Raw genomic sequence first — 26,592 nt, 5'->3', positions numbered from 1 at the left:
CAGCTTTAAATTTAAATAATTATAAAGCCAAATACTAAAAATCAGCCCCGTGTGTTGACGCACGAAGCCATATCTTAAGCATTAGTTTATAATTAAAATGAATTGATAACCAATTTAATTTCGTGTTTTCCTGGATCCAATCGTACTGTATCAAATGCAGCGTTTACCTTTTTTCCGTTGTGCATTAGTTCCTTTCCCGGGGCCGGTTTCATTTCAAATTCAGCGACCATATTGGCAGGAATCTCAATTTCAAATACTTGTAATCTTGGTGTTTTATAGGTGTATTTTGCAGCTATGCTCCCTTTAATTGTAGGCACTACAATAGCACTATTTTTTAAATCACTCATTTGTGGTTTTATTGTAGCAATGCCAAAACCTGGAGTTTTTGGCTGAATACCCCAAAGGCCCCGGGGAATTGCATTTGCCGGAACAGCACCCCACGCATGATTCCAATCCAAATTATTCTTATACTTTAAATCCCAAGCTTCTAATGTAATCGTAGAACCAATACGAATCATGTTGTACCAACTACGATCACTAGTATCTGTTAATAAATCTAAAGCGTAATCAGCTGCACCTGCATTATAAAGACCATCCATTAAATACTGAGAACCATATACACTACATGCCATTCCTCTAGATTTCACATGCTCAACTACAGACGCAATATGTTCTTCTGGCACCATATTGAAGGCTAAGGGTAGCATATTAGCATGTAAAGCAGCGTGGTCTGTACCAATACCATCTATATAAACACCTCTATCTTTATCAAACATTTTTTCGTTGACCGCTTTCTTCGCTTTTAGCGCACGAAATTCATAAGCAGTTGCTTCTTCAGATTTGCCTAATGCATTTGCAAATTCTGCCATGATTTTCATATTCTGATAGTAGAATGCATTTACCACCGTATTAAAATCTTTAAAAACATAGCCATCTCTTTCGCCTTTATTTGAAGGGTCACCACCCCAGCCCGCAGATGGCCAATCAACAATATCTCTAAAAGTTTCTTTCATCTTTTTAGGAAACCCAAGATTTGCCATTAATTCTGGTGTCATTTTAGTCGATGTTATTAGACCATCTTCATTAGCTAACTCATAAAGTGTTTTATACTTTAATTGCTCATAGTATTTCTCAATTAGCTCAGTATTGCCCGTATACATATAATCCGCATAAAACATGAGTGCAACATGTTGCTGCCACTCCGTTGGCCATGTAGGATGCTCCATAAAATATTCTATGGTTTGCCGAGCAATTGCATACTCACGATCTGTTGTATAATGACTCAATTGATTTAAATATGCATCGGCTTCATACGGTATCCGTTCTCGATCACCATCAACATACAAACCATTAAATGTGGTAGCTTTTATTGAGTATTTACATAAATCCCAAACTTGATTTAAAATATCATCTGAACTACTAAAATCACTAGTGGTATTATCCCAATAGCTATGATGCGCTAATTGTGTAAAATTATCAGCGTTAATTAGTTCTTTAGCTCCATCTATTTCTGCATATCTGAAGGGCATTAATACAGGAAAACCTTCAGGTAATGCTAGCGCCTTTCCGGGCAATGTATTTCGCTTATTTACTTTAACCGGAAGTTGATATTGCGTTTGACCTTTTTTTACAGGAACAATAATTTCTTGATAACGAATGTGGCTTTTCTCAAACGGATTTCTATTAATTTTTCCTTCTGCCAATTGTTCACCTATTCTAAAAGTAAGGTTATGATTTGTCTTCGCATTGTAAGTAAAATCAATTGTTGCGAAAGCAGCCTTACCAAAATCTATGAAATAGGTTTCACCTCGTTTTTCAAAATTTATAGGTTTTATTTTATCAATTTGAAAACTATTAGGTGTCGTAATGGTAGCTTTTGAATCTCCCATCTTAAACGACTGACTTTTTGAATATCTTGAAAGTCTGTTATCTTGATCCCAAATTCTCACTTTCCAGAAATACGTATTTCCACTTACTAAATCATCTCCATCGTGTTCAATTTCAGATGAATGATTGGTGCGTATTTGTTCACTATCCCAGACATCTCCAATATTATTAATTGAGTTTTTTTCAGATGAGGATACCAATAATTGATAAGCAGATTGTGATACAGCACCCTTAGGCACCACCCAACCAAATTCAGGTTTAGAATCGATTATTGTAACGCCTTCTGTATTTCGAATCCATTCAACCACCAAATCACTTGGACCTGCGGAATAATCATCTGACAAATCATCAATTAATTGATTTGTTTTTTTACGAAAAGTTTTAAGTTTATCAGCATATTTCGAATCAGATGCAAGATTATGAATCTCTTTTGGGTCGTCTTTTAAATAATATAATTCTTCAATTGATTGATCATTCACGTATCGAAAGTATTTCCAATCTTTAGTGCGAACTCCTTCACTAGGAGGAATATTCTCAAACTCCCAAATATGCTCTAGCAACACAGTATCGCGTTCAAAGTTTTTCACACGGTTGGTAGCAATTGGCATTAGACTTTTACCATGCCATGTTTTAGGTTGTTTAATATTTGCTAAATCTAAAATGGTAGCTGGCACATCAATATTTAATGCCAGCACATCGCTATCTTTTTGCTTCTTTTGTCTTGGATCAAAAACTATTAGTGGCACACGAACAGAGTTGTCATATAATAACCATTTACCCGCTAGTTGGCGTTCTCCTAAAAAGTAACCGTTATCACCCATTAGAATAATTACGGTGTTTTTGTCTAAGCCTTTTTTCTTAAGCTCTTCACGAATCTTAGCTATTTCTCTGTCAATCCCTGAAAGCATTCTATAATAACCCTTTACGCTGTGCTGGTACTTTTCAGGCGTATCGTAACGCCACGTCCAACGCAAACGGTTAAAACCATCACGTACTATTTTAGGTTGAGCCTCAAAATATTTATCCTCTCCGAGTTCAGCATCAGGTATTTTTATATTCTGCAGTAAGGCATTGGATTCTTCTTGCCAAAAATATTGGTCTTCAGCAGAGTCGTGAGCATGTGGCGCACTAAAACTTAGAGAAAGGCAAAAGGGTTCACTTGTATTTGTGCTTGATATAAAATCTAAGGCTTTTTGTCCGGTATATCTAGTTAGATGAACAGTGTCTTTATCTAATGTTTTGTAATAATACCCTCTTCTATCATTATATGCATTGTTTCTATCATAGGATTCGAACTCATCAAATTGTTTATCTAAACCATCATAACGCACCCCGTATTTGCCGTAAAATGCCGTTTTATACCCATTTTCCTTAAGCATTCTTGGGTAAGAATCGGTCATGTACGACTCCCTTATATTTCCTGTTTGAAAATTAAAACTATGTGTTCTTTCGTAAAGTCCAGTCAAAATACTAGCCCTACTCGCCGCACAAATGGGTGTAGTAACCATGGCATTTTTAAAGTAGGTTCCTTCTTTTGCTAGCTTATCCATTTCAGGAGTAGCAATAAGATTATTTCCAGCATAACCTAATGCATCAAAACGCTGATCATCAGTTAGAATAAATATTATATTGGGTTTTTCTGCTTCTTGTTTTTGAATCGTTTTTTGTGCCTTTAATGGAAGTATACACCCACAAAAAATGAATGTAATTAAAACTTTAATCCTCATAAGTTCAGTGTTTGCTTTAGTTAGTTTGTGAGATTTTAACCAATGTATAGAAAAAATCCTAACCAAACTTATGTCTTATAGAACTAAAACCCATTCTGCACTGTACTGGAATACCTTTATTTTATAACAAGATATGCTCTTACAAAGAGATGATTTGTAGAATAGAGGTTTCAATCTAACTATAAATTAGACAGCACATATTTATGCACATTTAACGTTGCATTCTTTTTAAAACATCAATAATTTCTGAAGACCCCATTCTTTCGGTATAGTTTGCCTCTACATGTGCAGCTTCAATTATTTGATTGGAGTTCACAATAAAAGTAGCAGGAATGGGAAGTGTTTTTAATCTGTCGCCATTCAAAAGAGTCAAATCACGACGACTATGATAATCGGCTCCTGGATCAAACTGAAGGTTGTAAGACTTTATTACATTTTGATTAACATCACTTAGCACTTCGAAGTCCAAGTTGTTTTTCTCAATAGCAGTTAAAGCCTCATCTGGATTCTGCGGACTTATTGCCAACAAAGTAGCGCCTAAAGATTTAATTTGAGGTAATTTATTCTGTACTTCTCTTAAATCTAAATTACAAATAGGGCACCATTCACCACGATAGAACTTAATGATTACCGTACTAGTTTTTAGCATTTCAGAAAGTGAAACCTCTTTACCTATTGCATTTAATAAGGTAAAATCTGGCGCTTTCTCACCTACTGATAAACCTTTAGCGTTAGCTGCATTTGCTATAACTAATTTTTGAAACTCTTGTAAATCACCCATATTGTAATGTTAAATTCAAAGGTATATAAATAGCTTTATGTGAATTAATTTTAGTTACTAAAAATTTGACAACAAATTGAATATATTTCAAAAAGTTGATTACAACTTTTTGTTCATTATCACTATAATTGTTAATAAGAATTGGCAGTTTGACTTGGTGGCAAAGTACCCCTAGTTTTATTTTTACAGACTTTATTATACTATGAGAAAGTTAGAAATAGGAGATAAAGTTTATAACATAAAACAAAATGGTTTTATGGATTTTGTTCGGTATTCCTTTTCAGAGGTGGTTGCCTTAACTAAAACCCTTGCAGTACTTAAAAACGGTGTGAAGCTCATCAATCAACCCAAAATTTCTTACATAGCTGAGGATATTGGTTATTCTGTTTCTAGACAAAAAGGTGTTCATTGGCATATAGCATCTTTGCAAGCCATTCGCAATGCTCAATTGGAAAACGAAAAAATTGAGGCACATGATTGGTTTGAAAACAAAGAGTTTAGCTTAGAAGAAAAAAAATGGCTCTACCAAGAGTTTAAAACGCTCAAGATTTCTTAACCATAGTATTCAAAATAAGTGCTGAGATAATCATGATTAAGCCGATAAAACTATAGAAAGTATACACTTCATTAAACCACAATACTCCTATTGAAATAGTAAAAACAACTTCAATATATTTTAAAGGAGCAACTAGATTAGTTTGCGCAATTTGAAATGCGCGAGTCATATATAACTGGCCCATAAAGCCAAAAACGCCTAAAAGCAATAGGAATAACCATTCAATTCCTTCGGGTTGAATCCAAACTGAAATAGCCAAAATTCCACCTACAAGCGTACCCACAAACATAAAATAATTAACTACCACTAACGGGTGATCTGCTTTTCCAATTTTTCTTAAGATAACATAGACCATGCCGCTAAACACAGAAGCTGTTAGTATTAAACCTAAACCTGTTGAGTTGATATTCGAATCAAATCCTTTCAACACCAACACACCAGCAAATGCAACTAAAAAAAATAACCATTGAACTTTTTTTAATTTTTCTTTTAAAATAAAAACGGCAAATATGGCTGCAAAAATAGGTGCAATATAGCGTAAGGAAACAGCAGTACCGACTGGCAAATGTTTTAATGAAAGAAAATAAAGTGTCATTGCTATCAAACCAACAACAGCTCTTAACATCATTAATCTACGTTTATTTCCTAATATCGGAATTCCTTTAATTATTATAAAAGTTGTTGCTAAAACGAAAGAACCTAAACATCTAAATAATACAATTTGAAACGAAGGAATACGATCCAAATACTTCACTGAAACATTCATTAATGCAAATGAAAAGGTACTTACAATCATAAAAAGTATTGCCTTTTTTACATCTCTACTTGATTGTTTAGCTAGTATACTATTTGACAAATCGCTTTGTTTTATGGTCAGCGAACTTGATAAATGAATTTTTAATTTAAAATATCAGGACCTCGCATAATAATAATTAGCAAGTTAAAACTAAATCACTATACTGTCGTTTGTTTGCAGAAATACAACAAAGAACTCGGCTTTATTTAAATTGAATTAAAACATTCGCTAACAAAAAAGGCCGATGCGATTCAACACAAGTAGTTTAAATTTCGTTTTATTATTAAAATCATGTTTAGCAATGAATAATTTCTAACCAACGCAAATCACTCCCTTGTTTGTATTTACTATCTTTAATATTCAGACAATTATAAATGAAGAAAAAACTTCTTAAAGTAATAGTTGCTTTAATTATAGTGCCTATTCTAATATTTCTGATTTGCCACCATACCATTACAAGTTCTGCCTATGGCAAAACTTATGATGAAATAACCGTTATACCCACAAATAAAGTTGGGTTGGTTTTAGGCACCTCTAAGAAGTTAAGTTCTGGAGACCTAAACCCCTATTATGAATACAGAATTCTAGCTACGGTTCAATTATTTAAGGCTAATAAAATTCAATTCGTTTTAGTAAGTGGTGATAATGGTAGTCGATATTATAATGAACCAACTACTTTTAAAAAAGATCTTGTAAAAGCTGGAATTCCTGCAGATAAAATATTCTTAGATTATGCCGGCTTTCGAACTTTAGATTCAATGGTTAGAGCAAAAGTTGTTTTTGGATTAGATAAAGTCACTGTTATCTCGCAAAAATTCCATAATGAACGTGCAATTTATCTTGCGGAACGAAAAGGACTTAAAGCAATTGGATATAATGCAAAAGATGTGTCTGGTCAAAATGGACTTAAAGTACATGTTAGAGAGTACTTTGCAAGAGTTAAAGCATTTTTAGACATGCTTATTAATACGCAACCAAAATTCTTTGGTGATAAAATTGAAATTAAATAGTAATGTTGATAACAACATATTTTTATAATTTAAGAGCCGATAAAAACTTTGATGCCAAATATTAAAACACTTCTTAAAAACTTAGGACCAGGACTTTTATTTGCATGTATGGCAATAGGCACCTCACATCTAGTTCTTTCAACTAAGGCAGGTGCCCAATACGGTTGGATTATGATTATACCAATTGTGCTAGCTAACATTTTTAAGTATCCTTTTTTTGAATTTGGAGTTCGATACACTAACGTTACCAATAAAACGCTCATTGAAGGTTACCTCAACCGAGGCAAAGGGTATTTATGGTTCTACGCGGCAATTACTTTAGTTACAACTTTTACAATTTTAGCCGCACTCTATACGGTTACTGCCGGTTTATTTATCAACCTTTTTAAAATTTCGGATGTCTCATTAACGACAGTCGCATTGGGCCTCTTCATATTTATAAGTGCACTATTAATAGTGGGCAAGTATCGTTTCTTAGAAACCTCTCTAAAATATATTGTGGGAATCTTATTCGTCGCCTTAATAGTTACAACCGCACTTGTTATTTTCAGAGGACAAGTTGCCGAAGTAGAAGGATTTACACCCACCCCCATTTTTAATGAAGCAGGAATTTTATTTTTAATAGGATTAATGGGATGGATGCCAACCACTGTAGAAGCATCAAGTTGGGTAAGCTTATGGAGCATTGAAAAATGGAAAACTCAAAAACAAAAACCATCACTCAAAGAGTCACTTCAAGAATTTAATATTGGCTATCTGCTAACGGCGGTTTTAGCAATTTTTTTCTTAACCATTGGCTGTATGACGCTTTATGGCTCTAATACTGTACTTAGTGATAAATCAGTGGCTTTTGCGAATCAAATTGTAGAGTTATTCACAACGCACATTGGATCTTGGGCCTACGTTTTTATTGCAGTTTCAGCCTTTGCAACAATGTTCAGCACCTGTATGACTGCTCATGATGCAACCGCTAGAGTATCCCTTGATATACTGGGGTTACTTCACAAAAAACCTAAAGAATTAAAAGGTAAAACAAATTTTGCATTAGCAGTAATCATTCTGGCAGTTGTCAATTTTATTGTAGCCGCAGCATTTGGCGCAAACATGTTACAATTGGTTGCTTTAGCAACTTTTGTCTCATTTGTTGTCGCTCCTATTATTGGCTATATGAACTTAAAAAATGTGATGAGCGCTGATTTACCTGATAGTAAAAAACCAAAAAAATGGTTGCTTAGCTTAGCTTATTCTGGCATCTTATTTTTAGCATTTTTCTCTATTTATTATTTTATTGTCGTTCTTTTTTAAAGAATAATCACCGCTGTTTAATTGCAGCGAAATCAATACAAATTCCACAATATCACAATCTTCTAGTTTATTTTTTTACGCAGCATCTTGACAATCAATCAATTTGTTAATGATTAGTTAAATAAATTTTTAGGGTGGACTTTTTAAGAGTACGTTATCGTACCTAATTAGTACCCCAAAATTTATTTGCTATGAAATCCTTAAAAATGCTTACACTTTTACTAATCTTACTTTTCTGCTTTAACTGTTCGAATGATGAAGTAATTACTACACCACCTGACAGTCAAGAACAAACGTACACTATTACTGAACAAGAACAATCTGATGACCATAATGATTCATCTGACGACGTACAAACTGATAATTCAGAAACTCAAACTATTGAAAATATAGACATTAGTGAAGGTTTACCTGAAAATGATTTGGAAAATCATCCGATGCAAGACATAGCTAAACCAAACTATTTACAGACTATTATTGACCCTTCATTTGGCACAACAATAAGACGTATTAGCAATGCAGCTGACGGCCAAGTAATAAAACCGATGTACAGCACTATTCAAGCGTGGAATGCTGATGAATCTTACATGATTTTGTATGACAAAAACAACGGTGTACATCAATTACTAAATGGAATGGACTATACTTTTATCCGCAATCTTGATGATATTTACCCTGATGATTTAGAACAAATTTATTGGGATTTTAATGACCCAGACACCTTCTATTACGTAGATCGACAAAGTAGTGACTTTATACAATATAGTATTAGTCAAAAAACAAAAGCTATTCTTGTAAATCTAGGTGAACTTTCAGGCTGTTCAGGTAATATTGGTTCAGGTAATGACGTGCAAATGATGTCATGGGATTCTGATGTAATTGGATTTAGATGTGATAACACAGCAGCATATTATTATCGTATTTCCACAAAAGAGCTTACTACTTTTAACCTAAATGATGTAGAATATACTGCCCCAATGCCACTTGCTAGTGGCAACGGTTTTTATCATAGTACTAATATTTATAATACTACGGGAACTTTAGATAAAACCTTGAATGAAAACAAAACTGAACACTCTTGTTTGGGAAAATTGATTAACGGTAATGATGCACATTTTGCTATTGCTTTTTCTGAGGGGCCACAAGGCGGCTGCTTAGGTAATATAATTGCCCATGATATCGCAACTGGCGAATGTTTCCCCGTGATTAGTGAAAGCCAAGGATACCCCTACCCACTTAGCGGCACTCATATTTCAGCTGTCTCTCATAAAAATCCAGGTTGGGTGGCTGCTTCATTAATGGGGTATGATCAAGATGGCCAATCTTTATTAGATCAAGAGCTGGTAATTGCCAGAGTTGAAAAAGGCAATGTGAAAGTCTATAGAATTGGCCATCACCGTGCAGATGAAGATGAATTTGATTATTGGGGCGAACCTCATGCTGTTATTAGTCCGACTGGTACTCGCGTAATTTTTGGTTCTGATTGGAGCGGATCTGACGACGGAAAATCAGTAGATACGTATGTGGTAGAATTACCTAGCTTCAAATAATTACTTGCAAAATAATACTGAAGTACTTGTTGTGTCAACTTTTAAAAACTATTAAAAGTTGACACAATATTTTTATTTAGAAATTGCATCAATATTCGCAACAACAATAAGGGTTCGATCATTTTGCTTGTGCAAAAAGTCAAGACAATAAACACCGTTTTTACAGTTGTTTACCAATTGTGATTCTCCATAGCCCGATGCACTAATAATGTTTGCTGTTGGCACTCCATTTGCAGCTAAATAACCTCTAATTGCATCTGCACGACTTTGTGACAGCTTTTTATTTGCACTGGTACTCCCTTTACTATCTGTATGTGTTTCAATTCGAAATTGCATTTCAGGAAAATACTTTGAAGCTGCTACTGCTTTATCTAACTCTAAAGCAATATCAGAAGTCACTAAACTCTTTCCTGTAGCAAAGTAGAAGTCTTTCATCTTAACAACAGCTTTGTCTTCTTTTTGTTCAACAACGTCATCAACATGGGCTAACTTAATGTTCAATGGTTTTTTACCTAATTCATCTGTTTCTGCTTTACCGAATTTCTGATAAAAAGTTCCATATTTCTCTTTATGAACTTTTAAAGATGTATTTGCACGCCAAGGCACTTCTAATTGATAGGTTCCATTCGCTTTAGTTTTCACCTCACGTATCAACTTACCTTGTTCGTCAATTAAACTTACAATTGCTTCAGCTAAGTAATCCTCATTTTTAGCGCGTACTACTCGCCCATGGTATGATAATGTCTTAAGACCAGGTGTACCCGTAACCTTGAAACCGTATATGTCATCATTACCTTTACCACCAGACTTGTTTGAAGCAAAATATCCGATAAGACCCTCGTCTCCATTTTCTTTAATAATAAAACCAAATTCATCTGATTTTGAATTGATACCAGCACCCAAATTTACTGGAACTCCATAGGTGTTATCTGAATTTATACTGGATTTATAAATATCCATTCCGCCTAAACCATAAAAGACATCTGAAGAAAAATATAAATTTCCATCATAGATATAAGGCGCAATCTCATTACCTGGAGAATTTACGCGCGGGCCCAAATTAATAGGCTCTGACATAATTTGTCCGTTATTAGTATTCACCACATAAATATCTGTACCACCGTAACCATCTTCAAAATTTGCTGAAAAATAAAGCTTCTCTGCAGCTGAATCATAAAACGGATAATAAAAGGAGATGCTCATATCTTTCAGTAAATATCTGAAAAACCCGTTATCATATACCATACCTATTGCCAATGAATTTTTGCCTTTATCGTCAAAAGAAAGATTATCACCCTCAGCATTGGATAACACATAAAATATTCGTTTTAATTCTTCAGAATAATAGGGTGTAGACTTATGAAATTTAGTTTCTGGCAAACCATCAAACTGATTCGGATTTTGAATATTTCCATTCTTTGCAATGTTTGCCACGAAAATATCTAAATACGATTCACCTGAAGGTTCATATACCTTTTTCGACTTAGCACTTCGACTTGAACTAAAAAGTAATTTATCTTTATAGAATGTGGGTGAAAAATCTGCCTGCGGACTATTTGCATCTAAATTAAAAATGAAAAAACCGGATCCTTGCCCTAAATTTGAATCTAAAAGCTCATAATTAAAGTCTGCATTTTCTATCCACTCACTTGAATATGATGTACGTTTTGTTTCTAAAAAAGCTCGTACTTTTTCACGTTCAGAAGTCTTTGCCATACTCTGCAACATACTATTAAAACGACTATTAGACATTATCGTATCGTTCTTATGAATGTCTAAATACAGCTTTGTTGCATTCAGATAATCTGAAGTTCTAAAATAAGAATCCGCTAAATTTAAGAGTTGCGAATTACTTATCAATTCACCATCAACCATTTGCTTTTTATAGGCTCTAATGGCTGCTTCATAATCATAACTATAGAAATAAGCATCACCTCTTGACATCTTCTTTTCTTGACCAAAGGAAGAAAAAGCCATCAATATTAACACTAAAAAAACACCTAACTTATGCATAACGTTAATTCAATTTAGAAAAATCTCGGTGTATCTATTTGTTTAGGTTTACCCTTTAATTTTGGATCTTTACTAGTACCATTGCCACCTGAACCTTTACCTAGATAAAACTTCAAAATCACTTCGTGAGAACCGCTATTAAACTGTCCTAAAGGATTGGTATTATAGTCATACGAATAGCCTAAAAACAAACTACTATTTATTTGAAAACCAGCCAAGGCACTTACTGCATTATCTATTCTATAGGAAGCCCCGGCAGTAAAACGCTCATTAATTAAGAAGTTTCCAGAAATATTTAAGTTTACAGGTGCACCAGCTATCACATTAGCCAAAAGCGCAGGCTTGAATTTCAACGATTCTGAAAGATCAAATACGTAACCCCCAATAAAATTAAATTGTTTTTTATCCTCAATAATAGTAGCTACCTCATCATTGTAAATACCATCCGTTAAAAAATTAGGTATTGAAACTCCGAAGTACCAAAGGTCATCTTCATACAAAAATAAACCAGCACCAATAGTAGCATAAAACTTATTTATTTCTTCTCCCCCTAATATAGGTTCTCCCGGGTTTTTAAAAGTACCCTTATTAAAATCTACACCCAAAAAAGAGCCACCAACGTCCATACCAAAAGACAACTTTACATTATCTGTAACGTTTAATTGGTATGAATAAGCAGCCTCAACATAGGTTTGTGTGGCAGGCCCTAATTGATCACTTATCACATTAAAACCGACACCCATTTTCTCATTAGACAAAGGAACATTAACACCAAAACGCATTGTTCTTGGCGCACCTGGTATATCTAACCATTGTGCACGATACAACCCTGAAATTTCAGGTGTTTCAGTAGTACCCATATACGCCGGGTTAAAACTTCCTACATTATACATATATTGGGTGTACTGTGGTTCTTTTTGGGCATGGGTACTATGTATAGCACCAATTGCCATTACCACAGCCAAAAAAATATATTTATAACTAAACTTTTGCTCTTTGCTATAAGTCATTAGTGTCGTATCATCTTATGAGCTGTATCCAGCCCTTTTTGGTTTGTGAACCATTTCCATCACTTACATCTACATTCATAATATAAAAATAAGTGCCCTCTGGTGAATCTTTACCTTTCCAAGATCCATCCCAAACCTCTGCCGTGGTCATATTGTTTCCTTCAAAAACCAAATTACCGTACCTATTAAATATTTGAATATTATAACCTACTGTTTGCGGTAGTTGTGTTTCAAAATTGACTAAGTTGATTTCAAGAAAATCATTGGTACCATCACCATTAGGTGAAAATTGATTGTATAAAAATCCTACTTCGGCTGGGGTTGGCAAACTTACATTTACAGTAACCGTCATTGAATTGTTATCAGGATTGGCGTCTGTTGGTGTTGAACGCAATATTCTTGCCATATTCGTAAATGTACCTTCTATTGGAACATTTACTGTAATTGTTAATTCAATAGACTGACCTATTGTTAAAGATTCAATCGTCCAAATACCTGTATTAACATCGTATTCAGATCCTGCTGCTTCATGGGATACATATTCAAAATGACTATCTACTCCACTCGGAATAATATCTTCAACTTGAATATTATTGACCGTATCACCATTGGCAGACTGATTTGTCACCTTAATGGTGAAAACCACCATTTCATTTATCAGTGGATTTTGACTTAGTGCGGTCTTTTCTAATATTAAATCAACCCCTTCTGGCAAATCAATATTTACCTGTGCAGTAGCCGAATTATTACCTTCTGTTTCATCAAAAGGTATTGACGCTAATAAGGTTGCCGTGTTTGTGTATGGCCCACCTTCTATAATCAAAACCTCCATTGATAAGGTGGCACTTTCCCCAGCGTCTAGTTCTGGAATATCCCACTCTGAAGTGGTTAAATCATAAGCACCTGTAGATGCTATTATTTCATCTTCATTTAATTGAAAACCCAATTCAATGAAATCTCCTATTTTAATTGATCTTGCTTTTCTATCTGACAAGTTGGTTACAGTAACCGTAAAAACAACATTTTCGCCTAAAACTGCATTCTCATTGTCTACTGTTTTAAGAATTTCTAAATCAATAGGGTCACCACAATTAGGTGTTTCATTTGGATCACAGGCATCATCTGGGTCTGACCCATTGGTCTGCTCATCTAAATCTGAAATACCATCACCGTCGGTATCACAAACACCATTAAACCTATTCGGTAAACAAGGATTTAAATTTGCTGGATCCTTTTGATCTACAATACCATCATTATCAGAATCAGCAATATTTGAATCTAAAGCATCAATTATTCCATCTGAATCTTCATCTAACGGATTTTGAATATCATCACCTACTTCAACATTATCATTGATACCGTCATCATCTGAATCTATCTTATTTGGATCCGTACCTAAGATAGCTTCTGTACCTCCAAATAGACCATCGCCATCATCATCAGTATCACAACTACTTACAGAAATAGTCACTACCGAAGATTCAGCTTCACATGGCGCAACTGCACCAGTTGTTGTATAAGTAAATACGTAAGTACCATCAGGTTGCCCAGCAAAATCTATTTGACTATTTCCACTTGTCAAACTACCTCCACCTGGTTGTGCAGTTACGGCCCACTGCCCAGCATCTGCACCAACTAATTGACCATCAAGATTTAAGGTGGTTACCCCAAAGGTAGCATCATTACAAGAAGAAGCGTCAGAAGGTGTACCCGCGGAAGGTTGTGTAATTACTACGGCATTTACCTCAACACGTTCAGTTTTACAACCATTTTCGGTTGCCTCAACCCAAAAAGATCGAGATGTTGTTACATTAGGGGTGAAACTAGCCCCAGTGTCTAAAACACCTGAACTGGTAGCAGAAGTATACCAATTGATTACTGGATTACCACTTGTAATTGTAGTTGTGAAAGTAACCGGACCTGCGCCGCAACGTTCCTGATCTTCAGGTTGTGTGATTACAGGCGTATTAAATTCTTTAATATTAATTGTTAAGGTTGGCCCTGCACAATTATCTGTGGCATTCCAATAGAAACCATAATACACACCTCCATTAGGATTAGCAATATCTGCAGCGGACAAATGACTAGTTTCAACTGAAGTATCTGAATTTTTACTCCACCTTAGATTAGGTTGTGGATTGGTAACAAAATCATTTAAACTGACAGTTACATCATCACAAAATGTTGTTTCTGTTGCTGTATTAAGTGTGGGTTGAGCTACACCCGCGCAAGGATTACAATCTTCGACTAGTATTGTTGCTTCTACCGAATCATTAGCACAAGAACCTGCACCGGTTACCGTATATCTAAACTTATAAGTATCAGCATCAGCATTATTAAAATTAACAACATTACTTCCATTTATGTTAACAGTTGTAGCGCCTGCAGTCTGTACCCAAGAACCACCTGCATCTTCACCGGTTATTGCATTCGCTAAATTAATGGCGGTGGTACCGAAGGCATTGCTATTACATCTACTAAGACCCGCGGTTGCTGTACCTGCCTCTGGTGAATCATTAAATGTAACCGTGACCGCCGTTGAAGGACTTGCACAAGTATTTCCATTATCCCAATAAACGGCATAATAGGTGCCATTTGCTGTAACCGTTGAATTCGATAAAAGTTGATTGGCAGCAGTTGGTGCAGCAACGGTACTCCAACGCAAAGCTGAAGTTCCTGGAGGGGTGCTTGTAATTAATGTATTTAAATTCAAGCTTGCGGCATCACACAAATCAGAAGAAGCCGTATTTCTTGTTGGCGCAGTGGCGCCTGCTGTACAATCATCATCTATAATGGTAACTGTAGCTGTTTTATTGCTTTGATCTATTGTTATTAATGGCACACCATTGCTCATTGGTGGGTTATCAATGCTTACAAGTGTCATGATAACAGTTTCATCGCCCTCCGGATTATTATCGTCTAATGGAACTACATTAATGTTACGAAATTGAGTTTCAAGCAAATCTTGAAAAGTAACAGCGTTACCCGCTCCATTTATAGCACCTCCAGTTAGATTATAATCAGAACCTGTTCCAGGACCACTTGCTGTTCCCGTTAATGAAACAGTTATATTAAAGAGAACATCTCTTCCCTTTGGCTTGGTCATAGTCACCCTAAATTGACCATTAGGACCACTACCTTCTATAGTTGTTGGCACGTATTGACTGGCAACTAAATCCATGGAGACTACAGCAGAATCATTATCAGTGATGCTTATCGTAGCTATATTGTTAAAATTATCTACTATATAATTCGAACCGTTGACTAAAGTAACGGTAACCGTTTCATCACCTTCAACTAAATTATCATCAACAATTCCCGTAAGATTGATTAATCCCACTTGTTGACCTGCAGGTATAAATACTGAACCAGACAAGGCTGTATAATCACTTCCGTTTGAAGGTCCAGCAACCGGATTTGCAGTTCCTGTTACAGTGTAATTTATTGTCCTATCACCAGCTAAATAAAATCCACCTAAATTTACCCGAAATTGTCCTCCTACACTTCCCACTTCACTAGCCGGACCATTAACAACTTCTATACTTGCGATTGCTTGCGCCTCTGCTTTTAAAGATAAAAACAACATAATCAACAAAAACAAATACCCAATATGGTTTGAGTATACCAAAGGCAAGCAATTTTTTTTCTTTTTCAATTTCATCTGTGCAATTCTATTATTAAAAATAGGTCAGATGTAATGCGCTTAAATTATATATCAACTATACAATTAAAGTTCATTTCATAGACTGTTCTTTGAACGTTCTCAATTCAATTCACAGCGTTTAGGTTGGTTTAAGCAAAATTTGGTATCAATATTACTAAAAAAATAGTCTAACTCCTTATTTTAAGGTTGAAATCAACCTTTTAAAGTTAAACTACCTTATATACGGACGAAAGGCTGTTATGGTTTGGAAATTGATGTAGTTTCTGGATTTGAATCAATCTTTCTTACAAGACCCTGAAGTACCTTACCCGGACCAACCTCTGTAAACAGGGTCGCCCCATCCTTTATCATATTTTGAACACTTTGTGTCCATTTTACTGGCGCCGTTAATTGCGAAATAAGATTCTTCTTTATTTCGTCAGAATCATTAACCGATGTTGTAGGAACATTTTGATAAATAGGACAACTTGGTTTCTTAAATTGGGTCATTTCAATTGCTGACGCTAACTCTTCTCGTGCTGGCTCCATTAATGGGGAATGAAATGCACCACCCACAGGTAATACCAATGCTCTACGAGCACCAGCTTCTTTCATTTTTTCGCAAGCTGTATTTATTGCTTCAATCTCTCCTGAAATTACTAATTGACCTGGGCAATTATAGTTAGCTGCAACTACAACTCCATCAATTTCTTGACATATTTTTTCAACTATTGAATCTTCTAATCCTAATACTGCGGCCATAGTGCTCGGCTGAATTTCACATGCTTTTTGCATTGCTTCCGCTCGCTTCGCAACTAAGGTTAAGCCATCTTCAAAACTCAAACTACCATTTGCCACAAGCGCTGAAAATTCACCCAATGAATGCCCTGCTACCATATCTGGTTTGAAATTATCACCACATACTTTACCTAAAATAACGGAGTGTAAAAAGATAGCCGGTTGGGTTACATTGGTTTGCTTTAATTCTTCGGTAGTACCGCTAAACATAATATCGGTAATTGAAAAACCTAAAATATCATTTGCGCTATTAAAAAGCTCTTTTGCTAACGGATATTCTTCAAATAAATCAAGACCCATACCCACAAACTGAGCTCCTTGTCCTGGAAAGATGTATGCATTCATTTTCTTAAATTTTCTGGCGCAAAAATAGACAATCTCTACAATTATCTCTATTTAAACCAACTAGAATATGTTACATAATTATTTGCTATGCGATCTATTTCACCTGAACTCAATTCCGGACTAATATCTTTAATCTTCTTAGCAGGCATACCTGCAAAAATACTTCCTGAAGGTACATGTGTTCCTTTAGTAAGTACAGCACCAGCCGCAATAATACTATTACTTTCGACTACACAGTCATCCATTATAATACTACCCATTCCCACTAAAACATTATCATTAATTGTACAGCCATGCACTATTGCATTATGACCAATTGAAACATTATCACCTATGGTTGTTGGCGATTTTTGATAGGTACAATGTACAACTGCACCATCTTGAACATTCACCTTATTGCCCATTTTTATATAATGAACATCACCCCGAAGCACGGCATTATACCACACACTACATTGTTTGCCCATAGAAACTTCACCTACAATGGTCGCATTTTCTGCAATAAAGCAATCTTCACCTATTTCAGGTGTTTTTCCTCGTACCGTCTTTACTATCATAATTTTAACTATTGAAAACTAAAAATAGGCTAAAAATTCTTTCTTTTTAGATGCCGATACTAGAAGTTCTTTTCCGTTTGAAACCACAACACTACCTCCTTTACCTTTTTTATATTTCGTAACCTCATTTACATTTACCAAATACGATTTATGAATGCGTGCAAAAGCAAATTCTATCAATGCCTCCTCAAAATATTTAAGGGTTTTACTAACCAAAATCTTCTTGTTTTCTAGGTATATTTCTGTGTAATTATCGTCTGCCTTACAATATAAAATATCTTTGACATTGAGTACTTGAAAGCCGTCTTGTTGCGGAATCGTAATTTTGCCTTCTACATTTTTCAACTTTGGCTTCAGCACTGTATCTTCTAATGCATTTTCTTTTGAAATAATTTCTGCTACATAATCAACCGCCTTTATAAGCTCATCAATATTAATAGGCTTCATTAAATAGTAAGCTGCGTGATTATTAAGCGCATCAACTGCATATTGATTGTACGCCGTTACAAAGACTGTTTCAAATGTTCTGTCAGGCACTTGATCCAATAAATCAAACGCATTGCCAAAAGGCATTTCAACATCTAAAAAAACTAAATCAATTGTTTTTTCTTTAATTAAACTTAGTCCTTCTTGAATACTTGCAGCCTCACCTATTAATGATATATTCGGACAATATTTAGTCAAATACGTTCTCAATATTTCGCGGCTATTGGCCTCATCTTCTATTATAATTGCTTTTAAATTCATTAGTCTTTTTTAAGGGTAAGAATCACCTTGGTTCCGCTACCTGTAGTTTCTAAATCACCAATTGACACATCAATTCGATCTTTATACATATCATTCAAAATAGCAACACGTTTTTTAATATTACCCATGCCTTTTGATTTTTGCTTTTTTTGATTCTGAGTTTTCAGCTTTGCAGATTCTTTTCGCCCTATTCCATTATCTGATATGATAATTTGAATACAATCTTTATTAATTTTGGCTAAACCAATCTTCAAATATCCTTTGTCCTCTTTATAACGAAGGCCATGCCAAATAGCATTTTCGATATAGGGCTGCAGTAACATAGGTGGAATCTCAAATTCAGAAACATCAATATTTTCATCAATCTCTAATGCATAATCAAACTTATCAGGAAACCGTGAGTGCTCTAATTTCACATAAAGCTCTAACAATTCTAATTCTTTAGAAAGCGGAATAAAATCTTCTTCTGAATTTTCTAAAACCGAACGCATTAGGGTTGAAAATTCACTTAAAAACCTATTTGCACTACGCTCATCGCTTTTGGCGATATAATTATTTACAGAATTAAGTGCATTAAAAATAAAATGTGGATTCATTTGAGAACGCAATGATTTCAATGCCAAGAGATTATTTGCTAATTTTTGCTGCTGATTACTTCTGTAGAAAAAAAATGCTGCAAGCCCCATAAGAACCAACCCCGCAATTAATGAATAAATTACCCATTGTTGTCGTTTAAAACTTTCTTGCACAAGTTGCTGTTCAGTAACCGCTAAGGCATATTTACTTTGCGAAAGTTCGCGTTCTTGTTCTAAACCACTAATTCTACTTTGGCGCGAAGAAATTTCCCTATTAAACCTTGCAGCTCTTGAAATTTCCTGCTCTTTTCGCCGATATAAAGTATCAACCACGGCTACATATTCTTGATATGTTTTATATGCTTTGAAAAAATCACCTTTAGACTCATACAATTCAGATAGCTTTCTTGTAGCATCTTTCTGAACAATTAAGTCATCTTCACGATCTGCCTCAACTATACTTTTCTCTAAATATGGAATTGCTTCTTCATATTTATCTTGCGCAATGTAAGCTCTTCCTATTTTATAATTAATACGTTGCGAAGTAATAGAATCAAACCCCACTATTGTAGATTTTTGTGCAACCACCGGAGCAGGAAGACTGTTCAACTCATTTAGTGTATTCTTCCGCAGCTTTATCTCCTCATCATATCGATTCTTATTATTATAAAAATCAGCTACCTTTTCTTTTTCTTGTATTGCGCGCTGTGGTGCTTCTTTACGGGCCAATTTCAGTGAATTATTGTAATACCCTTCCGCTTCAACTGATCTGCCTTCTTTGGCATATGCATCAGCTATTTTTGAATTCAAATCAGTTACTTTAGGTGTAATTTGGTTTTTATTTGCAACTTTTAAACCCTCTTCATAATAGGCCACAGCTTTGTCTATAGAATTCTGCATCTTAAAAACATCACCCAAGCCTTCATAGAGTTCTGTGCGCTGATACGGAATCATATTCTTTACGTCTAAAAGCGGCTCTAGCGTATTTCTGGCATTATCTAATTCATTATTTAATATATAAATTCTACCAAGCAGTAAGGCCGTTCGTGTAGTTTTATTGGCTATTTGAGCATCCTTAAAATTTTCAATTGCTAAATCGTATTGCTGATAATACTGATAAACCTCACCCAGAGTAGTTAACGATAAGGCTAATTCCTTTTTGTTAGCCGATGCACCAAGTTCAGAAATGGACTGTGAGATAAAGTCGATACTTTTTTCAATATCAATTCTTTTATAATGGTTTGCAGAATCAATAAAAGATTTGTGCTTTGTCACCACTGATTTAGTGGCTGTCCTTTTATATAAACCAGCGTTAGAATCACTATCATAATCGCTGACCAACACCTTAATATCTTCATCATTTTTAATGATGTAACGTAAGGTTTCAATATCAGATTTTCTAAAAATCAGCTCATCACCTACTGAGACGATGATGCTAAACTCACCCTGTTTATTGGTTTCAGTATAAGCTCCCTTATCTGTAGATACTTCAACATTAGATATAGGTGCATAACTTTCTTTAGCCAAAACAGACCCTTTAACTTCAATGCGAGCACCACGCTCAGATTGCTGCGCAAAAACAAGATTAGTGCCCAAAAAGAGCATAAATAATATGAAGAAATATTTTTTCATTTGACTAGTACTACAACGTAAACTTAGACGATTTATGCGATTATAAAAAATGATTACTTCCCAAAAACAAGGGTTTTACACACCTAAAATTACAGCTCACACATTAGAAGTTATTGTTTACTCATTCAAAAGGTCGTTTTACTCATTCTTCATTTTTTATGAAAAAGTATGCCTTTAGTTTAGCCTTAAATTAATAATGATAGATATTATGAAAAATACAAAACGTTTAGTAGCTCTTGGCCTCATGGCAATCTCAATGACAACAGCTTATAGTTGCGAATTTGCATCTAAAAAAGCTACTTCAGAACCCTTAATAGCTCAGGCAGTTATCAATGAGAAAGAAGAACCCAACAATACCGTAAAAATTGCTTTACTATTAGATACTAGCAATAGTATGGATGGACTTATCAATCAAGCAAAAGCACAACTTTGGGATATTGTAAATGAATTTACACATGCTAAGTGCGGAAATGAAAAAAGACCAAACCTTCAAATAGCGCTTTACCAATATGGAAATGACAATTTATCTTCTCAAGAAGGATATATTCAACAGGTATTGAACTTTAGCAGCGATTTAGACGAAATTTCAGAAAAGCTGTTTTCACTTACCACCAATGGCGGTGAAGAGTATTGTGGTGCTGTAATTAATACTTCTCTAAAACAATTACAATGGGGTAAAAATGCCGACAACTTAAAAATGATCTTTATTGCGGGCAACGAACCTTTTACACAGGGAAAATTAAACTATAAAGATGCGGTTACCAACGCTAAAGAAAAAGACATTGTAGTAAACACAATTTTCTGCGGAAATTATCAGCAGGGCATCAATACTGATTGGAAACAGGGCGCCTCACTCACCGGAGGCGAATACATGGCTATTGACCATAACCAAAAAGTAGTACATATTGACACCCCTTATGATGACATCATTATCAAACTAAATTCAAAGTTGAATAAAACATATATTTCGTATGGTTCTTTAGGTGCTTCAAAAAGCCAAATGCAACGTACGCAAGACGCTAATGCGGCTGAAATGGAAGAAGCTGTAGCTATTAAACGAGCAGTTAGTAAAAGCTCGCGACTATATTCAAATTCAAGCTGGGATATGGTTGATGCGGTTGAAAACAATAAAATAGATATTTCAGAAATCAATGATGACGAATTACCAAGTGATTTAAAAGGTAAATCACCTAAAGCAATTGAAAGTTATTTAAAAGACAAAAAAGAAGAGCGTACTCAAATTCAAAATGAAATTCAAGAGCTTAATAAAAAGCGTGAAGCCTATATCGCTACAAATCAAAAAGAAGATTCAAAAGGAGCATTAGAAAATGCTATGCTAGGTGCAATTAAAAAACAAGCAGCGAAAAAAGATTATAAGTTCGACTAAACTATAATCAAATTCAATAAAATTATTTAAAATAGTAGATTGGTGTAGTGTAGTTTGGGCCCGTTATGAACATACAGCGGGCTCATTTTACTATTAGTTTGCAGCAGGGCAATAACAATCGTATTTTCTTTCACTCTGACCAAAGTCATAACCCAAAGTTATTTGATGAAAACCGCCATTGTCTAAACGTATACTTCCCATTTGGTATGAATAGTTATACGAAACCATGAAATTTTTGATGTTAGCACCTACTATTGGTGTAACCAACTGTAATCTTTGCTCACCAAAATCAGCTCCATTTTGAAATTGAGCTCCATCAAAACTTCGTCTGTAAGAAAGTCCACCCCAAACTCTTCCAAAATCTACATCTCTGTAAACTTTAGCGTTAATATCTATGGATTTCTCTTTGGTGAAATCAGTCATTTGAAACAATACTGAGGGTTCAAGTTGCCATTCACTCTTTCCGAAAATATATCCGGCAGAAACTAGGTATCTTCTTAAATTATCGATTACAGGCACATCACCCAATCTACCAAAACGATACAAACTTCGTTCTGAAGCCAAAAGGTTCAAAACTGCAAAATGGGCGTAAAATTCCATCTTACTATATGAAATACCTAAATCTAAGTTAAAATATCCTTGGCTAATTTTAGTGCCAATTATCGCTGGATCATAATCCACCGAACGAAATTCACTCTCATCTAGGCTACTTTGTAAATACGTTGGACTTAGTCCAAAAGACAATTGATCTAAATAACGTGCATCACCTCCAAGTTTCAAGTGGTGGGCATAGGTAAGTTTAAATCCTGTTTGAGCGTGATAGCCATTTGCATCATTATAAAATGTAGCACCAACACCGCTACTGGTCTCCCCTATTCTAAAATGGGCATTTAAAGTCTGTAAATTCGGAGCTTCTTCAACACTAAACCACTGTTTACGTACTGTACCACGTATTTTACCTCCTTGACCAATACCAGCCATTGACGGGTACACCAAATAATAGTTATCTGCTAAATAATCGAAATAAACAGGAATACCTTCTTGGGCTTTTGAGGTAAAAACAAAAGCTAACAATGTGAATAATAGCAATAAACGCTGTCTCATACAATGAAGATGTGGGAATATTAAAGCTGGTTGAATCTACAAATATAACGGTTGAAATATAATATTAGTATTTGTTTCTACACCTTCACATTCTTCATTTAGAACACAATTTCAATTACAATACTAATTTCATCGACTTTTAGTAAGGCTTTGCATATAAATTCGACTAAAAATCGATAATTTCTACAGTAGTATTTTGCTTTTTCACTGTAGCATTAAAAGTAACGGGTAGTTGCAATACTAACTAAGTGGAATAACGTATTTTTGTGAAAAATTAAGCCTTATGACGGAGTTCAATATAACCGTATCAGAAACAAATAATCCTGCAATACTCAAGTTTGAGACCAATCATATGCTCACGAATGGCAAAAACTATGAGTTTAAAAACATTGACGACGCTCAAAATTCACCTTTAGCGCAGCAGTTGTTTTACCTTCCTTTTATCAAAACCGTATATATTTCAGGTAATTTCATCGGATTGGAACGCTATGACATTGTTGAATGGAGTGATGTTAAAGATGAAGTTGCTCAACAATTGGTTGATTATTTAAATGAAGGCGAACCTATTGTTAATGAAGCAGAAGATACTGAGAATATAGCAGCTACTGTTTATGCTGAAGTTACGCCCAACCCTGCAGTTATGAAGTTTGTTTGCAATCGAAAAATAGTTGCTCAAACTTTCGAATTCAAAAATATTGATGAGGCTAAAGATTCTGAACTGGCTAAAAAGCTTTTCCATTTTCCGTATGTAAAGCAAGTCTTTTTTGATGAAAACTACGTTTCGGTAACCAAATATGACGTTGCTGAGTGGGAAGAAATTAATATGGAATTGCGTGAATTTATACGTAACTATTTATCAGAAGGCAATGCTGTAGTTTCAACTGAAGCAAAAGCTATTAAGAAAGACGAAACAGAAGAAGTACAATCAACATTACCTGAATTAGACGACACCTCTTTACAAATTGTGGCTATTTTAGATGAATATGTAAAACCAGCAGTAGCTAGTGATGGTGGTAACATTCTTTTTCAATCTTATGAAGAGGATACAAAAACAGTAAATGTAATTTTACAAGGTGCGTGCAGTGGTTGCCCATCTTCAACCTTTACGCTTAAAAATGGCATTGAAACCATGTTGAAAAATATGATGGGTGATAAAGTTAATGAAGTAGTGGCTCTCAATGGTTAATGAATAGTTAACATTGCCCAATTTGCCGATATTTTAGTAACTTACGTATTCACATAAAACACTAGACATGTCTATATTAAAAGTAATTGAAATATTAGCGAATTCAGATAAAAGTTGGGAAGATGCTGCAAACAATGCTGTTGCACAAGCTTCCAAATCTGTAAAAAACATACGATCTGTATACATCAATGAGCAAAGTGCTACGGTTAAAGATGGTAAAATGGACAATTTTCGAGTAAACGTAAAGATTACCTTTGAGGTTAATTAAATAAATTTTTTAGATTAGAAAAGGCGCCTATTTGGCGCCTTTTTTGTTTTCACAAGATCAGTTTTAACTCTAACCAATGAAGTTTTGACGCACATAGCGAATTACACCTAATCTTACATGTAGTTTCACTTTCTTTGCCTAATCATTATAATAAATTTTATTTAAGCTTTAAAAAATAATACCCTTTTATGGAAGAATTAGTAGACTATCAAAAACATATTGACTATGCAATCAAATGGCTATGGGAAGCACTACCGAACCTAATAGTCGCTTGTATAATTTTATTTGTTGGAATATGGGTTACGCGGTTAATTAACCGGATGGTTACAAAGTTTTTTGATAAAAAAGATTATGATCAAACCCTGGAAACCTTTTTACAGAGCTTTATTCGCATTGCTTTAAAAGCCGTAATTTTCGTATTGGTAATTACTCAACTTGGTGTACAATCAACTTCTTTGGTTGCAATTCTTGGTGCAGCAGGTTTGGCCATTGGTTTGGCCTTACAAGGTTCATTAGCCAACTTTGCTGGAGGTGTACTTATACTACTCTTTAAACCCTTTAAAATAGGCGATTTTATTTCTGCCCAAGGAGTAGATGGAACGGTAAAGGAGATTACAATTTTTACAACCAAATTAAACACCTTTGGAAATCAGGTAGCAATTTTACCCAACGGTCAATTGAGTAATAACAACATTATAAATTACAATACTGAAAGTACCCGAAGAGATAAGATAGACGTGGGCATTGGCTACAGTTCCAACATTAAAAAAGCAAAAGATATCTTGTTACAAATATGCGCTGAAAACGAGAATATTTTAAAAGAACCTATGCCTGAAGTTTATGTAGGTGAATTAGGTGATAGTTCAGTAAATCTTACATTGCGTTTTTGGGCCAGAAATGATTTATTTTGGGCGGCACATTTTCATGTAATTGAAGAACTGAAATATCGTTTTGACGCAGAAGAAATTGAAATACCATTTCCACAGCGTGTTGTTCATACAAACAACTAGCCCTAAGATTTTGGTTTCATTACAATGAAATCCTTTAGATAAAAAGGCTCAAAATAAGCTACGTCTTCAAATTCAGAATTAACAAACTTTAAATGTGAAAGCGGGCACATATGTTTTGCAGAAGGCACAGCATCTAATTTATATTCAAAATTAGAATTTGTCAATATATCTTGACATTTTTGAGCCCCGCTTCCGGCTAATAAAACTTTGCCTTGTGCTGCATATGAATTGAAACTGTCGACATCAATAATCTCAGCTTTTGTTTCGCGTAGCAATTTCAAATTGTTGTCATATACTTCAGCATAAACTTCCATTCGCCGTGCATCTAATAACGGAATAATGAAGTCATAATCATCAATTTTACATTGATGAGCCATACTTTCTAAGGTTGGAATACTAATTAACGGAATATCTAAAGAAAAACATAAACCTTTGGCCGCAGAAACACCAATACGAAGCCCTGTGTAAGACCCAGGCCCTTTGCTGACTGCAATGGCATCAACATCGTCAAATGAAAGTTTAGCTTCTTTAATCACAGTATCAATAAATACATGCAGTTGTTCTGAATGCGAATAATTGGGCGTATTCTGCTCTTTTATTGAAAGCAGTTTTCCATCTTTAGCAATACTAACTGAACAGTTCGTTGTTGCTGTTTCTATATTTAAAATTGTAGCCATAATAGACAAAGATACTGCCAAATATAAA

The 26,592-nt window shown here is 34.8% G+C and carries 20 protein-coding genes; 8 read left to right on the top strand and 12 right to left on the bottom strand.

All coding sequences use genetic code 11. The features are described from left to right. Nucleotides 1-92 precede the first annotated feature (92 nt). A complete protein-coding gene (locus JQC67_RS07775; RefSeq protein ID WP_203252257.1) occupies nucleotides 93-3,614 on the bottom strand; it encodes a sulfatase-like hydrolase/transferase in 3,522 nt (1,173 codons plus the stop codon). Between the two features lie 211 nt (nucleotides 3,615-3,825). Next, entirely contained in the window at nucleotides 3,826-4,395 is a 570-nt protein-coding gene (locus JQC67_RS07770) for a peroxiredoxin-like family protein (RefSeq protein ID WP_203252256.1), read from the bottom strand. 202 nt (nucleotides 4,396-4,597) lie between these two features. Between JQC67_RS07770 and JQC67_RS07765 the strand changes: the two genes are divergently transcribed. Further along, a complete protein-coding gene (locus JQC67_RS07765) occupies nucleotides 4,598-4,951 on the top strand; it encodes a pyruvate kinase (protein WP_203252255.1) in 354 nt (117 codons plus the stop codon). On the opposite strand, the gene JQC67_RS07760 is transcribed toward JQC67_RS07765, so the two are convergent. Next, nucleotides 4,938-5,807 carry a DMT family transporter gene (locus JQC67_RS07760; RefSeq protein WP_262896950.1) on the bottom strand — a complete coding sequence of 290 codons (870 nt, stop codon included), beginning with the start codon at nucleotides 5,805-5,807 and terminating at the stop codon, nucleotides 4,938-4,940. The two genes, JQC67_RS07765 and JQC67_RS07760, sit on opposite strands and share 14 nt — an antisense overlap. Nucleotides 5,808-6,121: 314 nt before the next feature. On the opposite strand from JQC67_RS07760, the gene JQC67_RS07755 reads away from it, so the two are divergent. The 3 genes from JQC67_RS07755 to JQC67_RS07745 all read left to right on the top strand — a co-directional run bounded on the left by JQC67_RS07755 (nucleotide 6,122) and on the right by JQC67_RS07745 (nucleotide 9,612). Then, nucleotides 6,122-6,757: a SanA/YdcF family protein gene (locus tag JQC67_RS07755; RefSeq protein WP_203252254.1), complete on the top strand. Its 636-nt coding sequence runs from the start codon at nucleotides 6,122-6,124 to the stop codon at nucleotides 6,755-6,757. A gap of 51 nt (nucleotides 6,758-6,808) precedes the next feature. Beyond that, a complete protein-coding gene (locus tag JQC67_RS07750) occupies nucleotides 6,809-8,062 on the top strand; it encodes an NRAMP family divalent metal transporter (protein WP_203252253.1) in 1,254 nt (417 codons plus the stop codon). 191 nt (nucleotides 8,063-8,253) lie between these two features. Then, nucleotides 8,254-9,612: a hypothetical protein gene (locus tag JQC67_RS07745; RefSeq protein ID WP_203252252.1), complete on the top strand. Its 1,359-nt coding sequence runs from the start codon at nucleotides 8,254-8,256 to the stop codon at nucleotides 9,610-9,612. A 72-nt stretch (nucleotides 9,613-9,684) separates the two neighbouring features. On the opposite strand, the gene JQC67_RS07740 is transcribed toward JQC67_RS07745, so the two are convergent. The 7 genes from JQC67_RS07740 to JQC67_RS07710 all read right to left on the bottom strand — a co-directional run bounded on the left by JQC67_RS07740 (nucleotide 9,685) and on the right by JQC67_RS07710 (nucleotide 20,932). Continuing rightward, entirely contained in the window at nucleotides 9,685-11,625 is a 1,941-nt protein-coding gene (locus JQC67_RS07740; RefSeq protein WP_203252251.1) for an OmpA family protein, read from the bottom strand. 14 nt (nucleotides 11,626-11,639) lie between these two features. Beyond that, a complete protein-coding gene (locus JQC67_RS07735) occupies nucleotides 11,640-12,635 on the bottom strand; it encodes a PorP/SprF family type IX secretion system membrane protein (protein ID WP_203252250.1) in 996 nt (331 codons plus the stop codon). 10 nt (nucleotides 12,636-12,645) lie between these two features. Next, nucleotides 12,646-16,296: a T9SS type B sorting domain-containing protein gene (locus tag JQC67_RS07730; protein ID WP_203252249.1), complete on the bottom strand. Its 3,651-nt coding sequence runs from the start codon at nucleotides 16,294-16,296 to the stop codon at nucleotides 12,646-12,648. Between the two features lie 240 nt (nucleotides 16,297-16,536). Continuing rightward, the gene (gene fabD / locus JQC67_RS07725) at nucleotides 16,537-17,421 is read right to left on the bottom strand and encodes an ACP S-malonyltransferase (protein WP_203252248.1); all 885 of its coding nucleotides are present in this window, start codon (nucleotides 17,419-17,421) and stop codon (nucleotides 16,537-16,539) included. Nucleotides 17,422-17,468: 47 nt separating this feature from the next. Continuing rightward, a complete protein-coding gene (locus JQC67_RS07720; RefSeq protein ID WP_203252247.1) occupies nucleotides 17,469-17,978 on the bottom strand; it encodes a gamma carbonic anhydrase family protein in 510 nt (169 codons plus the stop codon). 18 nt (nucleotides 17,979-17,996) lie between these two features. Then, nucleotides 17,997-18,725, bottom strand: coding sequence for a LytR/AlgR family response regulator transcription factor (locus tag JQC67_RS07715; protein ID WP_203252246.1), 729 nt, complete (start codon nucleotides 18,723-18,725; stop codon nucleotides 17,997-17,999). Beyond that, nucleotides 18,725-20,932 (bottom strand): tetratricopeptide repeat-containing sensor histidine kinase, encoded by a 2,208-nt coding sequence (locus JQC67_RS07710; protein WP_203252245.1) that lies wholly within the window; start codon nucleotides 20,930-20,932, stop codon nucleotides 18,725-18,727. Before JQC67_RS07710 ends, JQC67_RS07715 begins: the two co-directional genes overlap by 1 nt. 208 nt (nucleotides 20,933-21,140) lie before the next feature. Here JQC67_RS07710 and JQC67_RS07705 point away from each other — a divergent pair, with 208 nt between their 5' ends. Continuing rightward, complete coding sequence (locus JQC67_RS07705) at nucleotides 21,141-22,319, top strand: vWA domain-containing protein (RefSeq protein WP_203252244.1); 1,179 nt, start codon at nucleotides 21,141-21,143, stop codon at nucleotides 22,317-22,319. Between the two features lie 93 nt (nucleotides 22,320-22,412). On the opposite strand, the gene JQC67_RS07700 is transcribed toward JQC67_RS07705, so the two are convergent. Continuing rightward, nucleotides 22,413-23,423: a PorP/SprF family type IX secretion system membrane protein gene (locus JQC67_RS07700; RefSeq protein WP_203252243.1), complete on the bottom strand. Its 1,011-nt coding sequence runs from the start codon at nucleotides 23,421-23,423 to the stop codon at nucleotides 22,413-22,415. A gap of 283 nt (nucleotides 23,424-23,706) precedes the next feature. Here JQC67_RS07700 and JQC67_RS07695 point away from each other — a divergent pair, with 283 nt between their 5' ends. The 3 genes from JQC67_RS07695 (at nucleotide 23,707) to JQC67_RS07685 (ending at nucleotide 25,887) form a co-directional block, all read left to right on the top strand. Further along, on the top strand, nucleotides 23,707-24,609 hold the full coding sequence (locus JQC67_RS07695) for a NifU family protein (RefSeq protein ID WP_203252242.1): 903 nt from the start codon (nucleotides 23,707-23,709) through the stop codon (nucleotides 24,607-24,609). 67 nt (nucleotides 24,610-24,676) lie between these two features. Beyond that, entirely contained in the window at nucleotides 24,677-24,877 is a 201-nt protein-coding gene (locus JQC67_RS07690) for a dodecin family protein (protein WP_203252241.1), read from the top strand. A gap of 188 nt (nucleotides 24,878-25,065) precedes the next feature. Beyond that, nucleotides 25,066-25,887, top strand: a complete 822-nt coding sequence (locus JQC67_RS07685) for a mechanosensitive ion channel family protein (protein WP_203252240.1) — start codon at nucleotides 25,066-25,068, stop codon at nucleotides 25,885-25,887. Nucleotides 25,888-25,889: 2 nt separating this feature from the next. Here JQC67_RS07685 and tsaB read toward each other — a convergent pair whose 3' ends face one another. After that, the gene (gene tsaB, locus JQC67_RS07680; RefSeq protein ID WP_203252239.1) at nucleotides 25,890-26,564 is read right to left on the bottom strand and encodes a tRNA (adenosine(37)-N6)-threonylcarbamoyltransferase complex dimerization subunit type 1 TsaB; all 675 of its coding nucleotides are present in this window, start codon (nucleotides 26,562-26,564) and stop codon (nucleotides 25,890-25,892) included. Between the last annotated feature and the right edge of the window lie 28 nt (nucleotides 26,565-26,592).

This window comes from Aurantibacter crassamenti (assembly GCF_016811105.1).
GTDB lineage: Bacteria > Bacteroidota > Bacteroidia > Flavobacteriales > Flavobacteriaceae > Aurantibacter_A > Aurantibacter_A crassamenti.
This window is presented reverse-complemented; position numbering and strand designations above follow the sequence as displayed.

Excerpts from the sequence above, each read along its gene's own strand:
- JQC67_RS07775 (WP_203252257.1), bottom strand. The coding sequence starts at position 3,614 with ATGAGGATTAAAGTTTTAATTACATTCATTTTTTGTGGGTGTATACTT.
- JQC67_RS07770 (WP_203252256.1), bottom strand. The coding sequence starts at position 4,395 with ATGGGTGATTTACAAGAGTTTCAAAAATTAGTTATAGCAAATGCAGCT.
- JQC67_RS07765 (WP_203252255.1), top strand. The coding sequence starts at position 4,598 with ATGAGAAAGTTAGAAATAGGAGATAAAGTTTATAACATAAAACAAAAT.
- JQC67_RS07755 (WP_203252254.1), top strand. The coding sequence starts at position 6,122 with ATGAAGAAAAAACTTCTTAAAGTAATAGTTGCTTTAATTATAGTGCCT.
- JQC67_RS07750 (WP_203252253.1), top strand. The coding sequence starts at position 6,809 with ATGCCAAATATTAAAACACTTCTTAAAAACTTAGGACCAGGACTTTTA.
- JQC67_RS07745 (WP_203252252.1), top strand. The coding sequence starts at position 8,254 with ATGAAATCCTTAAAAATGCTTACACTTTTACTAATCTTACTTTTCTGC.
- JQC67_RS07740 (WP_203252251.1), bottom strand. The coding sequence starts at position 11,625 with ATGCATAAGTTAGGTGTTTTTTTAGTGTTAATATTGATGGCTTTTTCT.
- JQC67_RS07735 (WP_203252250.1), bottom strand. The coding sequence starts at position 12,635 with ATGACTTATAGCAAAGAGCAAAAGTTTAGTTATAAATATATTTTTTTG.
- JQC67_RS07730 (WP_203252249.1), bottom strand. The coding sequence starts at position 16,296 with ATGAAATTGAAAAAGAAAAAAAATTGCTTGCCTTTGGTATACTCAAAC.
- fabD (WP_203252248.1), bottom strand. The coding sequence starts at position 17,421 with ATGAATGCATACATCTTTCCAGGACAAGGAGCTCAGTTTGTGGGTATG.
- JQC67_RS07720 (WP_203252247.1), bottom strand. The coding sequence starts at position 17,978 with ATGATAGTAAAGACGGTACGAGGAAAAACACCTGAAATAGGTGAAGAT.
- JQC67_RS07715 (WP_203252246.1), bottom strand. The coding sequence starts at position 18,725 with ATGAATTTAAAAGCAATTATAATAGAAGATGAGGCCAATAGCCGCGAA.
- JQC67_RS07710 (WP_203252245.1), bottom strand. The coding sequence starts at position 20,932 with ATGAAAAAATATTTCTTCATATTATTTATGCTCTTTTTGGGCACTAAT.
- JQC67_RS07705 (WP_203252244.1), top strand. The coding sequence starts at position 21,141 with ATGAAAAATACAAAACGTTTAGTAGCTCTTGGCCTCATGGCAATCTCA.
- JQC67_RS07700 (WP_203252243.1), bottom strand. The coding sequence starts at position 23,423 with ATGAGACAGCGTTTATTGCTATTATTCACATTGTTAGCTTTTGTTTTT.
- JQC67_RS07695 (WP_203252242.1), top strand. The coding sequence starts at position 23,707 with ATGACGGAGTTCAATATAACCGTATCAGAAACAAATAATCCTGCAATA.
- JQC67_RS07690 (WP_203252241.1), top strand. The coding sequence starts at position 24,677 with ATGTCTATATTAAAAGTAATTGAAATATTAGCGAATTCAGATAAAAGT.
- JQC67_RS07685 (WP_203252240.1), top strand. The coding sequence starts at position 25,066 with ATGGAAGAATTAGTAGACTATCAAAAACATATTGACTATGCAATCAAA.
- tsaB (WP_203252239.1), bottom strand. The coding sequence starts at position 26,564 with ATGGCTACAATTTTAAATATAGAAACAGCAACAACGAACTGTTCAGTT.